Raw genomic sequence first — 13,456 nt, 5'->3', positions numbered from 1 at the left:
TTTATATAAATAATATCACAAAAGCCTCTATTTTTCAACTGGTAAACGTTTATAGGTCTACCTTTATGTGCAATTCCTTTAACTGCTCTTCTGAAACCTCAGAAGGAGCATCTGTCATCAAGCACACTGCATTTTGAGTCTTTGGAAATGCAATTACATCCCTTATAGTGTCGCTTCCCGTTATAATCATTGCAAGCCTATCCAACCCATAAGCTATACCTCCATGGGGAGGAGCACCGTATTTGAAAGCCTCCATCAAAAAGCCAAATCTTTCCCACGCCTTTTCTTCGCTAAATCCCAAAACTTTAAACATTCTTTTTTGAAGCTCAGTATCGTGTATTCTTATACTACCTCCCCCAATCTCTGTACCATTTAAAACTATGTCATAAGCCTTTGCCCTGACTTTTAAAGGTTCCTTTTCCAGTAGCTCTATATCTTCATCTTTAGGAGCAGTAAAAGGATGGTGCTTTGCTACATACCTTTTTTCTCCTTCGTCGTACTCTAAAAGTGGAAAATCTACTATCCAAACAAACTCATATTTATTCTCATCAATTAAATTAAATCTCTTGCCAAGCTCTAGCCTCAAATGAGCTAAAGTATCAAAAACTATTTCATCTTTGTCTGCCACAATTAGTAGCAAATCTCCGGCTTCTGCCTCAAGTCTTTCGAGTATTTTCTTCATTTCTTCTTCACTTAAAAATTTAGTAGCAGGAGATTTCACTTCCTTTTCAAAAACTTGTATCCACAAAAGTCCTTTAGCGCCATAAGTTTTTGCAAACTCTACCAGTTCGTCCAACTGTCTTCTTGGCATAGAAGCAGCACCTTTTACATTTATACCTCTGACAGACCCGTTGTTTTTTAAAGCATTCTTAAACACATTAAATTCTGATTGTGCCACTATATCAGATAAATCCTTAAGTTCCATTCCAAACCTCAAGTCTGGTTTATCTGTCCCAAATCTTTCCATAGATTCTTGATAAGATAATCTTTTAAAAGGAATTGGTACATCAATGCCTAAAGTCTCTTTAAATATCTCTGCAATCATTTTTTCGTTAATTTTCAAAACATCTTCTACTTCTACAAAAGACATTTCTATATCTATTTGTGTAAACTCTGGTTGCCTATCTGCTCTTAAATCCTCATCTCTTAAACATTTGGCTATTTGGTAATACTTGTCAAATCCAGAAATCATAAGAAGTTGTTTGAATATTTGAGGAGATTGAGGCAAAGCATAAAATTTTCCTGGATAAATTCTACTCGGTACAAGATAGTCCCTTGCCCCTTCTGGAGTACTTTTAATTAAAAGAGGAGTTTCTATTTCTATAAAACCATTTCTGTTTAAAAAATCGCGGACAACTTTAGTTATTTTAAACCGAGTCATCAAATTTTGTTGCATTGAAGGCCTTCTCAAATCTAAGTATCTGTATTTCAACCTTATAGCTTCTGATACATTGCTCCTATCCTCTATTGGAAAAGGCGGAGTCTCTGATTTGCTTAAAATTTTTAAAGTATTAGCATATATTTCAATTTCTCCTGTAGAAATTTTAGGATTTACATTTTCCGGAGCCCTTTTTACCACTTTTCCCTCTATTGCCAGTACATATTCACTTCTTACGCTTTGCACTTTTTCAAAGGCTTCAGAAGAAACCTCATTGCTAAAAACCACCTGCACAATGCCTGTTCTATCTCTTAAATCTATAAACACTAATCCTCCATGGTCTCTTCTCCTTTGCACCCATCCCATTACTACAACGGATTTATCGACATCTTCCACTGTCAATTCTCCACACATGTGAGTCCTTTTAAGTCCTTTTAATTGTTCTCCCATTTTACTCCCTCCATTTTATATATTTTTTATCCTTTGTTCTATTTCATCAATGGATATTTCTACTTCGCTTCCATCTCTCATATCTTTTAATTTAACTTTGTTTTTCTTCATCTCTTCTTCTCCTATTACAATAGCAAACTTCGCATTAAGCTTATTGGCATACTTCATTTGTGCTTTTAAACTTCTATCCATGTTGTCTCTTTCTACTTTTAATCCATTAAATCGCAGTTTATTAGCAAGGGCAAAAGTAAATAATTTTGTGTCTTCCCCAACATAAGCTATGAACAAATCTACGCCTTCAGGTTTTGGAATCTCAATACCCTTTTGCTCCAAAGTAAGCAAAAGTCTTTCTAGTCCCATTCCAAAACCTACTCCTGGCATAGAAGGCCCTCCGCATTCTTCTATAAGACCATCATATCTTCCTCCACCGCATACGGTTCCTTGAGCTCCGATGCCTTTTGAAATTATTTCAAAGGCAGTTTTGGTATAATAATCAAGTCCTCTCACAATTCTGGGGTCAATTATATAATCATAGCCCATTACATCTAAATATTTTTGTAGTTCTTCAAAATGATTTTTGCAATCATCACACAAATAATCTGTAATAAGAGGCGCATCTTTGGTTATCCTCTGACAACTTTCAACTTTACAGTCTAATACTCTCAAAGGATTTATCTCATATCTGACTTTACAGTCATCACACAAATACTCCAAATTGTCCTTTAAAAAATCCTTAAGCACTTTATTATAATTTTTTCTACAAGCAGAACACCCAACACTGTTTATTCTAAGCTCCAAATTATTAAGTCCCAATTTTTTTAAAAGCGTCATAGCAACACTTATAACTTCCGCATCCGCAGAAGCGCTTTTAGCACCAAATATTTCTACTCCAAATTGGTGATGTTCTCTTAGCCTTCCAGACTGAGGCCTTTCATATCTGTAAACAGGAGTTATATAATACAACTTCGTTGGCTGCGCCTCCGCATATAAATTGTGCTCTATAAATGCTCTTACAGCCGGAGAAGTACCTTCAGGTTTTAAAGTAATACTTCTTCCGCCTTTGTCCGTAAAAGTATACATCTCTTTTCTCACGATATCAGTTGATTCCCCTACTCCCCTTAAAAATAACTCTGTATGTTCAAAACCGGGGGTTCTTATTTCCCTAAAGCCATAATCATCGCATATCTTCCTTATAAGCTCTTCTACATACTGCCATTTATAAGACTCTGAAGGAAGAATATCCTTTGTCCCTCTTGGAGCTTTTGTAAGCATTTCACCAACTCCTTTTGCATTTTGTAATAACTTTATACATTTAAAAACCCCTCGTCTGCAACAATTTGCAGGGACGAGAGGTTAAATCCCGTGGTGCCACCCTGATTTGGACTCATTCCTTTAACGCAGGTTCACGGACACAGCCTACCTTGTCGACTGGTCTGCTCACAGGTGTCCTTCACAATAGCATAAGTATAAAGATACTCTCAGTCGCGGTATCTTCTCCCTGTATACCTGCTATTGCTACTCTCCTGGTCATCGCATTTATCCATCATTTTACTTGTTATTATACATTATACTATTATTAGCTGTCAATCACAATTATCTTTTTATATTTTTATCGCTAATTGGGCATTGTTCTACAATGTCTTTTTTATACTTTTATAATATCTCACCTAACTATTGACAAAAAAATTTTAGTGAGTTAATATTTTTATATACAAAATATTTTATATTGAAAATTTTTGGGGTGAAACTTTATGAACAAGGATTGCGATAGTAAGCTTTTATATGATTTGTTGCGTACAATTAGACAAAAACTCAACAACCAATTGAGAGCAAACAACCTCTCTGAATTTCAAAAAGACCTCACAATTGGAGAACAACAAGTAATAATAATTTTAAGCGAAAATAAAAGCAATCCAATGTATATGAAAGATATTGCTTTAGAATTAGGTATTTCTCCCAGTACCCTTACAAGTATAGTAGATAAACTTGTAGAAAAAGGGTTAGTTCAAAGGAACTTTGATTTGGAAGACAGAAGAAAAATAGAAATTTCTTTGACAAAAAAAGGCCAAGATCTTTATAAACACTTAGCAATGTTTAGGGAAAAAATTTTGCAGCCAATTTTTGAAAAACTCTCTCCTCAAGAATTAGAAACATTAAAAAACATATTACAAAAAATCAAAGAAGAACTATAATTTTGAAGGTGGTGCTTTATGAAAAACAGTGTAAAAACGTTTTTAATAGTCTTAGTCATCTTAGCAATTGTGGCTTCTACCGTTTATGCAATCTCTATAAAAAACAAAAACTCTGCTTCCACTGTAGAGGTAAATGCTGCTAAAGTTGAAAAAGGTGATATAGTTTCTTTATTCTCTACCACAGGAGTAGTAGAATCAAAGTCCAAACAAGAATATTACATATTATCTCCTACTAAAGTTTTAAAAGTCTATGTATCCGTTGGAGATAATGTAAAAAAAGGAGATAAACTTCTAGAATTAGAAACACAAGATTTATCTATACAATATCAAATTGCACAAAAACAACTGGAAATGGCGCAAATGCAACTGGATGCATTAAAAAAATTAAAAGAAAAACAGTCACAACAATCCCAAGTCGCAGCTCAAATTCCAAATACCTCTTTGCCACAACAACTCCCTTCGGGAGAAAGTACAGTACAACAGCCCTCCATTTCTCAGATGCAAACTACTTCACTTAGCCTTGATGACCAAATAAAACTCCAACAAAAACAAGTAGAAATTGCAGAACTAAATCTTAAAAGCATAAAACAAAGTATGGACAAACAACAAAAATATATTACTGCTGAATTTGATGGTACTGTAACTGTTGTAAATGCTAAAAATAACAGCTATTTTACCTCATCTCAATTTCCTGCTATAACAGTAGAAGACTTAAACAATTTGCAGATTACACTGGATGTAAACCCCTATGATGCGGTAAATTTAAAAGAAGGGCAAAAAGCCTACATACATTTTGCAGATAAAACTTTTGAAGGAGTAGTCAGCAAGGTGAGTCCTACTGCAACAAAAGTAATTACTCAAACAGGAGGAGATAATGTAGTAAAAGTCTATGTGGACCTTTTAAACAATGATGGCACAATAAAGCCCGGTTTTAACGTGGATGTTGATATAAAAATTGGCGAAAAGAAAGATACAATAAAAGTTCCATCAGAAGCAATCGTAAGCGATAAAAATGGCAATGAATTTGTGTATGTAGTAGAAAATGGCATAGCTAAACAAAAGAAAGTAAAAACCGGTCTCGCTTCTGATTTAGAGACAGAAATCATAAGTGGAGTAAATGTTGGTGAAAAAGTCATACTAAACCCCACCAGTTCTATCGAAGATGGCACAAAAGTTAGCGTAAAGGGCGGGAAGGACTGATGATTGAGCTAAGCAATGTAAAAAAGGTGTACAATCTTGGAAAGATACAAGTTGATGCATTAAAAGGCGTATCTTTAAAAATAGATAAAGGTGAATATGTAGCAATTGTCGGTCCTTCTGGCTCTGGCAAATCCACTTTAATGAACATTATAGGCCTTTTAGATAAACCTACATCTGGAAGTTATAAACTCAATGGAACTGAAGTATCAACCCTAAGCGATGACCAGTTAGCTTATTTGAGAAATCGTCAGATAGGATTTGTCTTTCAATCTTTTAACCTTTTGAGTAAATTAGACGCACTGGCAAATGTAGAACTGCCAATGTTGTACGCCAAAATACCATCAAAAGAACGAAGGCAAAGAGCCCTAAGAGCTTTAGAAATAGTGGGATTAAGTGAAAGAATACACCACAAACCTAATGAGCTATCAGGAGGGCAGCAGCAAAGAGTTGCTATTGCCCGTGCTATTGTGATGAATCCTTCTTTTTTGCTAGCAGACGAACCAACAGGAAATCTTGACACAGCTTCTAGCATTGAAATAATGAAAATCTTTTATCAACTCAATGAATCGGGTACTACAATAGTAATGGTTACACATGAGCAAGATATTGCAAATCATGCAAAAAGGATAGTCCGCTTAAGAGATGGAAATATTATAGAAGATACGCTTGTTCCAAACAGAATAACTTATTAGCAGGTGATAAATATGTATATTTGGGAAGCAGTAAAAGTGGCAATTGACAGCATATTGAGTAACAAATTGAGAGCTTTTTTAACGATGTTGGGAATTATAATAGGCATTGCTTCAGTTATAACAATTGTCTCTTTAGGAGCAGGTGGCCAAAAGGCTATATTAGGTGAATTTGAAAAAATCGGTGTAAATGTGTTTTCTATTAAAACAAGAAATGACGTAGAAATTAGAGATAGCGATAGATTAGCTATTAGAGATGTAGAAATGATTAGAAAAAGATTGTCTTCTGTAAAATACGCTGCGCCAATTGCAGAAAAAATGGGACTTGCCAAAACAGACAAAGTTACTAAAAGAGCCCTTTTTATAGCTACAGATTTTGATTATGGAAATGTTTCTAACTTAAAAGTAATCTATGGACGATTTTTAAATGAAAAAGATATTCTTTTAGGAAGAAACGTAATACTTATCGATAAAGACTCAGCTAAAGAACTTTTTGGCTATGAAGATTGCGTAGGAAAAAGCATCAAAATAGGCAGCTATTCCTCCTTTGACACAGCAAAGATAATTGGCGTCATTGACAGTGGAAATTTAAAAAGCTTAGGCGGGTCAATAGCTGATCAAATACCTGTAATAGCTGCAATTCCAATAACTTACGCACAAAAAATTTTTCCAGACGTTAATATCTCGCAAATTTACGTAATGACCTATAACCAAAACCAATTAGATGAAACATCCTCCCAAGCCGTGCGTTTGATAGAATCATTACATCACAACAAAAACAAATACAAGACAGAAAACTTCATAAGTTTTTTGGAAGAATTTAATAGAATATTAGGAATATTTACAGCTGTCATAGGTGCCATTGCGGGTATTTCTCTTTTAGTCGGGGGAATAGGGATTATGAATATAATGCTTGTATCTGTAACGGAGCGCACAAGAGAAATAGGAATAAGAAAAGCAATAGGAGCAAGACAAAAGGACATATTGACACAGTTTTTGATTGAAGCAGTTACAATTTCTCTTATAGGTGGAGCAATAGGTATTTTCTTAGGATATATTTTAGCAAATATAGTCGGGCCCTTTATTGATATAACTCCAGTCTTTTCAATAAATACAATATTAATCGCTTTTCTCTTCTCAACAGCAGTAGGAATATTCTTTGGAATCTATCCCGCACAAAAAGCCGCCAAATTAGACCCAATTGTAGCATTACGATATGAATAAAAGCAAGAGGAATAACCTCCTCTTGCTTTTTCACTCCATCAAATCCCTTAAAAACATATTAAGTCTCTTTTCCTTGCCAATAGTTGAAGAGTCCCCATGACCGGGGTATATTGTAACATCATTTCCTAAAACTAAAAGTTTATTTTTTATAGAGTCCATTAAAGTAGAAAAATCTCCTCCTGGAAAATCGTATCTTCCTATAGAGCCTTTAAATAGGATATCGCCGGTAAAACATACATTATTAATTTTAAAACACACTCCTCCTTTTGTGTGCCCTGGGGTGTATATAACTTCTACGCTGTATTTTCCAAAAGTTAAAGTATCACCGTCACTTAATAAAATATCTGCAGGATTGCATAGTATTTTTTTATAGACCATTTCAGATAAGTTTAAACTAGGGTCTAAAAGCATAGGAGCGTCTTCTTTTGAAATGGCAACTCTTGCTTGAGTTAGTTTTTTCAGCTCTTCTACTCCACCTATGTGATCAAAATGCCCATGTGTGAGTAAAATATATTTTACATTTAAATTGTTAGTAATAATATAATCTTGTATTTCAGATGAATATTCCCCTGGGTCTATTACAATTGCTTCCCTCTCTTCTTCGTCAGAAACAATATAGCAATTGGCTCCATAAAGTCCTACCATATACCTTTGTATTTTCATAAACTCACTCCTAAAATATTTTTTTAGAATCAATAAGTATAGTAACAGGCCCGTCATTTTCAATTAATACTTTCATCATGGCCTGAAATTTACCTGTTTTGACACTCACACCTCTTTTTTCAATCTCATTTACTAATAAATTAAAATACTTCAAAGCCTCTTCCGGCTTTTGAGCCATCATGAAATTAGGCCTTCTCCCTTTTCTCACATCCCCCAACAAAGTAAATTGAGAAACGAGGAGTATTTCCCCTCCTACATCCAAAAGAGATAAATTCATTTTTCCCTCTTCATCTTCAAAAACACGCAAATTTACTATTTTATCCGCCATATAGGCTACATCTTCTTCTGTATCATCAACAGAAATACCTACTAAAACAACAAATCCTTTCCCTATTGAACCTATCACTTGGCCATCTACACTAACTTCTCCCCGAGTCACCCGTTGAACAACTGCTCTCAACAAAATCACCTCTATGCACTTAATCGGTAAACATCCATTACTCCCTCTAAAGCTTTTAATTTATTCATAACTTTTTCTAGTTGCTCTTTTGAAGTAATCTCTAAAGTTAAGTTTATAATTGCAATATTGTCTCTCGTTGTTCTCGCATTGACAGCTTTTACAGCAATTTTTACATCTGCAAGAACACTTGTAACTTCTGTTAAAAGCCCAAATCTATCATTGGCCATAATCTGTATATCAGCTTGATAAGCGATGTTCTTACCTTGATCCCACTCTACTTCTACAATCTTGTTCCTATCAAAAAGGTATTCTTTTATATTGGGACAATCTTTTCTGTGAATAGAAATACCCCTTCCTTTAGTCACATAACCTATTATTTCATCACCCGGAACAGGAGAACAACATTTTGCAAACCTCACCATTACATTGTCTACACCTTTTACAATGACCCCCGTTCCGCCTGTTTTCTCTTTTTCTTTCCAGCCTTATCAATTGGAACGGACTTTAAACCTATTTCTTTCTGAGATTTTTTGATTTCTTCTTTAATTCTCGGTATTACCTGATTTAAAGTTAACCCTCCATAACCAATTGTTGCATATAAATCCTCTATTGTGTGAATGTTGAGTTTTTTAAGCACTTCCTCCCATATCTCACTTTTTATCATAGCAGGTTGTATTCCATGACGCCTGAGGTCTCTTTCTAACATTTCCTCGCCGCGAGCGATATTTTCTTCTCTTTTTTCTTTTTTAAACCACTGTCTGATTTTGTTTCTCGCTTGAGAACTTTTGACAATCTGAAGCCAGTCTCTACTTGGACCTCTGTCTTTATTTGGACTTACTAATATCTCAACAATATCACCGTTTTTTAATTGATAATTTATAGGGACTATTTTACCGTTTACTTTAGCACCATTTAATCGATGACCTATTTCAGTGTGTATGCTGTACGCAAAGTCAATAGGAGTAGACCCCGCTGGAAGATTTATGACATCCCCTTTAGGAGTAAAGACAAAAACCTCATCTGTAAAAAGATCAATTTTTAATGTTTCCATAAACTCTTTTGCATCTTTTAACTCTTTCTGCCATTCTAAAAGCTGCCTAAGCCAAGAAAGCTTTTGGTCAAATTCGTCCTCTGTAGTCTTACCCTCTTTATATTTCCAATGGGCTGCAATACCGTATTCTGCCGTTTTGTGCATCTCCCATGTTCTTATTTGTATTTCAAAAGGTTCTCCTTTAGGACCTATTACTGTAGTATGAAGGGATTGATACATATTAGGTTTTGGCATAGCGATATAATCTTTAAATCTTCCAGGAATTGGCTTCCATAAAGTATGCACAATTCCTAATACGCCATAACAGTCTTTTACGGTGTTAACAATTATCCTCACTGCTAACAAATCGTAAATTTGCTCGAAAGTTTTATTTTGCGTTTTCATCTTTTTGTAGATACTGTAAAAATGTTTAGGTCGCCCATCTACTTCTGCTTGTATTCCCATTTCTTTTAATTTCTCTTTAATTGTAGTTATGATATTTTGTATAAACTCTTCTCTTTCTTTTCTTTTGGCAGCAACTTTTTCTACGAGGTCATAATACTCCTCCGGATGCAAATATCTCAAACACAAGTCTTCTAATTCCCATTTTATCTTAGATATTCCTAAGCGATGAGCAATAGGGGCATAAATCTCTAAAGTCTCTTCCGCTTTTTCTTTTTGTTTGTCAAGAGGTAAATATTTGAGAGTTCTCATGTTGTGAAGCCTGTCAGCCAGTTTTATGAGTATCACTCTAATGTCTTTTGCCATTGCTATAAGCATTTTTCTCATATTTTCTGCCTGTTGCTCTACTTTGCTCTTGTATTCTATTTTACCAAGTTTTGTAACTCCATCAACCAAATCAGCAATTTCTTTTCCAAAATTTTCCATTAATTGGTCATAAGTTACATCTGTGTCTTCTATTACATCATGTAAAAGGCCTGCTGCAATAGTGGTAATATCTAATTCCAGGTCAGCCAAAATAAATGCAACTTCTATGGGATGAACAATATATGGCTCTCCTGAGTTTCTCATTTGGCCCTCATGGGCATTTACAGCAAAGTCATAAGCTTTGTATATTAACTCTAAATTTGCATCATCACCCATGTATTTTTTTATCCTATTTATCACTTTGTCCAACATAGTTATCACACCTTATAATTAAAGTGGCTCAAAGCCACTTTTGATTAAAACTTTATTAATGAAATTATATCATATCCGTCAAGCTTTTTTCTACCATCTAAAAAAGTTAATTCAGTCAAGAAAATAATAGAATCTACAATTCCCCCTAAGCTTTCCACCAATTTTGCAGAAGCGTAAATTGTGCCTCCTGTCGCCAACAAATCGTCGACTATCACTACTCTTTGTCCCTCTAAAACAGCATCTTTGTGTATTTCAAGAGAATCTGTCCCATATTCCAGTTCATATTCATAGCTTAAAGTCTCTGCCGGCAATTTACCCGGTTTTCTTACAGGAACAAATCCTACTCCTAATCTGTAAGCCAGTGGCGCTCCAAACAAAAAGCCTCTTGCTTCCGGAGCAGCAATGAGATCAAATTTTCTCCCTTCCAATGCCTTAGCCAGCATTTCTATAGAATAATTAAAAGCTTTCGCATCTTTTAAAACAGGTGTAATATCTTTAAATTTTATTCCTTTTTTAGGAAAATCAGGTATTTCTCTAATCATCATTTTAATTTCTTCCAGCGTCATTACAAAAACCTCCTTAAATTTTCTGGCTGACAATGAACTTGGCAAATTCAATAAACTCTTTTTTAGCTGAAAATATCTGTTGCATTATTTGAGTTTGTTCAATATTAACCTTTTGTGACACAGAATTTTTACTTAACATAAAAATATTATCACGTTCTTTTACATTTATCAATCCTATTTCTTTCATTGCTTTTATGCAAAATGAAAATTTTATTGGATTTAAATTCAGTTGTGGATGCAAATGATCTTTAAATAAAATGTTGTTTCCTTCTTCTATAAATTTGTAAAGTTTAATAAAGTCCTTTCTTTGAGGAAAAATTTCGTCAAAGGATTTTAAGTTATAATATATATCTGCTTCTTTAAAAACTAAATGAATCCTCTTTCCTTGTGAATGAGAAAGGATGCGGTAAAAGATTTCTTTTTTAAATGGTATATCGTAAATAATTATATCATCATAGTACTTCAATGGTTTTAAAGAATTTGGGAAAAATAGTATACCATTTTCCTTTTCACAATCTCCATTACATAATGAAAAATCCAAAAACTTTTCTTTTCTGAGATATCTAAGTAATGACTTAAGTTCTACAACTGTATTTACTATGACAACCGTTTTGCCTTCTCTTTTAAAAAGTTTTAGCACATATTCCCACTTGTTATTAATTCCTCTTTGGTCAATTATATAATCAACTTTTTTGTCTATCTCTTTTTTCTCGGGCTGATACTCTACCATGATTTTGCTCAAGTTTTTATAATAGGAAAACAAAGGTAACTTAATTCTTAAATCTTTTACATTTATCATTACTGACTCTATACCATTCCAGCTGTTTATTTCAATGCTTCCCACAACATCTATTATATCTCCTATTTTTACATCGTTTCCCTGGTCTGATACATCAAATAACATAAGCTCATACCCAAACTTGTCTTTTTGTGCGATGATTTTTTTGTATTTTCCACCATTTAAGTCAAATACTTTTGTAACTGTCAAACCCTCAAATAAAAAATTAGGCCGAGGATTATTGCTGCCAAAAGGTTTAAACCTTTGAACTTGTTTAGCTATTTCTATATCTATCTTTTCATTTTTAACCTTTGCATCTATTCTTAAACTTGGAATTAAATCAAGATCACTAAGCACCGTATCAGCGTATTCATTTATCTTAGTTTTAAAAATCTCCAAATTGTTTTTTTCAATATTTATTCCAGCAGCCATTTCATGACCGCCATATTTTATCAAATAATCTTTACAGTATTCTAATGCTTTATACAAATTAAAGCCTTCTATGCTTCGCCCTGAACCTTTTCCTTCCCCTTCTCCTAAACTTATAAGTATAGAAGGTCTATGAAACCTTTCTGTTATCCGGGATGCCACAATTCCAATAACACCTGGATGCCAATTTTTATCCCACAGTACAATTACTTTTTCCTTATTTAAATCAACCGTCTCTTTTATTTTTTTGATTGCTTCCTGAAGTATTTGATTTTCTATTTGTTGCCTATTTAAATTTTCTTGATTTAAATATTCTGCTATCTCTTTTACTTCTTTTTCATCTTGGCTTATCAATAACCTCACAGCCGCTTCTGCACTTCTTAATCGCCCTGCAGCATTGAGGCGAGGAGCTAATATAAATCCCACATGATATTCATCAATTTCAATATTTTGCAATCCAGAAGCTTTTATGAGGGCTTTTAAACCTATATTTCGTGTTTCATTTAGTCTTTTTAGTCCTTCTTTTACAATTATTCTATTTTCTCCTAATAAAGGGACAATATCTGCAATAGTTCCTATTGAAACAATATCCAAAAGTTCATAAGCTTCTTCTCCAATAAGAGCTTGTGACAGTTTAAAAGCAACCCCTACCCCTGCCAGGTCACAAAAAGGATATTCAATATCAGGCAAATGGGGATTTATCACCACATCTGCTTGTGGTATCTCCTTAGGGATACTGTGGTGGTCAGTTATTATCACGTCTATTCCTAAAAATTGGGCTTTTTCCACTTCCTTAACAGAGGTTATACCGCAATCTACACTAATTATAAGTTTTGTTCCTCTCTGTGCAATTTTGTCTATTGCTTCTTCATTTATACCATATCCTTCAACTAATCTTTCCGGTATATAATAATCCACTTTTGCTCCTAATTTTTTTAAGGTTAAATATAAAACAGAGGTGGCAGTAATTCCATCTACATCGTAATCACCGTAAATGGTGATTAGGTCCTTCAAGGCGATATGTTGTTGTATCAATTCTTTTGCCTCTTTTATCCCCCTCAGGAGATAAGGAGAATACAAATCTTTTAAATCAGGATTTAAAAAATTCTTAACTTCTTGGGCATTTAATTTTGATGAAAGTATATCAGCAATTATTTTGTGTAACCCGTATTCTCTTTGTATTTCTTGAGTAAGTTGAAGATTTGGATTTTCCTTCAAAATCCACCTGTAAATTTTGGACATCAAATCACCCACAAA

At 34.0% G+C, this 13,456-nt stretch carries 10 protein-coding genes, 1 pseudogene and 1 other annotated feature; of the genes and pseudogenes, 4 read left to right on the top strand and 7 right to left on the bottom strand.

Translation table 11 applies throughout. The features are described from left to right. Nucleotides 1-49 precede the first annotated feature (49 nt). The gene (gene aspS / locus OEI98_RS06145) at nt 50-1,828 is read right to left on the bottom strand and encodes an aspartate--tRNA ligase (RefSeq protein ID WP_266040248.1); all 1,779 of its coding nucleotides are present in this window, start codon (nt 1,826-1,828) and stop codon (nt 50-52) included. Between the two features lie 15 nt (nt 1,829-1,843). Continuing rightward, nucleotides 1,844-3,100 (bottom strand): histidine--tRNA ligase, encoded by a 1,257-nt coding sequence (gene hisS, locus OEI98_RS06140; RefSeq protein ID WP_266040246.1) that lies wholly within the window; start codon nt 3,098-3,100, stop codon nt 1,844-1,846. Between the two features lie 66 nt (nt 3,101-3,166). Continuing rightward, nucleotides 3,167-3,368: a binding site (T-box leader), on the bottom strand. A 211-nt stretch (nt 3,369-3,579) separates the two neighbouring features. Between hisS and OEI98_RS06135 the strand changes: the two genes are divergently transcribed. Genes OEI98_RS06135 through OEI98_RS06120 form a run of 4 tightly spaced genes read left to right on the top strand, consistent with a single transcriptional unit; the run spans nt 3,580 to nt 7,133 of the window. After that, nucleotides 3,580-4,020: a MarR family winged helix-turn-helix transcriptional regulator gene (locus OEI98_RS06135; protein ID WP_266040244.1), complete on the top strand. Its 441-nt coding sequence runs from the start codon at nt 3,580-3,582 to the stop codon at nt 4,018-4,020. An 18-nt stretch (nt 4,021-4,038) separates the two neighbouring features. Then, nucleotides 4,039-5,220, top strand: coding sequence for an efflux RND transporter periplasmic adaptor subunit (locus tag OEI98_RS06130; protein ID WP_266040242.1), 1,182 nt, complete (start codon nt 4,039-4,041; stop codon nt 5,218-5,220). Next, nucleotides 5,220-5,912 carry an ABC transporter ATP-binding protein gene (locus tag OEI98_RS06125; RefSeq protein WP_266040240.1) on the top strand — a complete coding sequence of 231 codons (693 nt, stop codon included), beginning with the start codon at nt 5,220-5,222 and terminating at the stop codon, nt 5,910-5,912. The genes OEI98_RS06130 and OEI98_RS06125 overlap by 1 nt, the downstream gene beginning before the upstream one ends. 12 nt (nt 5,913-5,924) lie before the next feature. Further along, entirely contained in the window at nt 5,925-7,133 is a 1,209-nt protein-coding gene (locus OEI98_RS06120) for an ABC transporter permease (RefSeq protein ID WP_003869774.1), read from the top strand. A gap of 30 nt (nt 7,134-7,163) precedes the next feature. Here OEI98_RS06120 and OEI98_RS06115 read toward each other — a convergent pair whose 3' ends face one another. The 5 genes and pseudogenes from OEI98_RS06115 to recJ form a co-directional block, all read right to left on the bottom strand. Then, nucleotides 7,164-7,796: an MBL fold metallo-hydrolase gene (locus OEI98_RS06115; RefSeq protein WP_003869773.1), complete on the bottom strand. Its 633-nt coding sequence runs from the start codon at nt 7,794-7,796 to the stop codon at nt 7,164-7,166. A gap of 10 nt (nt 7,797-7,806) precedes the next feature. Then, nucleotides 7,807-8,256 (bottom strand): D-aminoacyl-tRNA deacylase, encoded by a 450-nt coding sequence (gene dtd, locus OEI98_RS06110; protein WP_019907629.1) that lies wholly within the window; start codon nt 8,254-8,256, stop codon nt 7,807-7,809. An 11-nt stretch (nt 8,257-8,267) separates the two neighbouring features. After that, nucleotides 8,268-10,426 (bottom strand): annotated as a pseudogene (locus OEI98_RS06105) (RelA/SpoT family protein). Nucleotides 10,427-10,470: 44 nt separating this feature from the next. Next, nucleotides 10,471-10,992, bottom strand: coding sequence for an adenine phosphoribosyltransferase (locus tag OEI98_RS06100; RefSeq protein ID WP_003869770.1), 522 nt, complete (start codon nt 10,990-10,992; stop codon nt 10,471-10,473). A 13-nt stretch (nt 10,993-11,005) separates the two neighbouring features. Further along, complete coding sequence (recJ, locus tag OEI98_RS06095; protein ID WP_004401809.1) at nt 11,006-13,453, bottom strand: single-stranded-DNA-specific exonuclease RecJ; 2,448 nt, start codon at nt 13,451-13,453, stop codon at nt 11,006-11,008. Nucleotides 13,454-13,456 lie beyond the last annotated feature (3 nt).

Source organism: Thermoanaerobacter sp. RKWS2 (genome assembly GCF_026240795.1).
GTDB classification, from domain to species: Bacteria; Bacillota; Thermoanaerobacteria; order Thermoanaerobacterales; family Thermoanaerobacteraceae; genus Thermoanaerobacter; species Thermoanaerobacter ethanolicus.
Note: the sequence above shows the minus strand (reverse complement) of the source record. Positions and strands in the feature narration are given on the sequence as shown.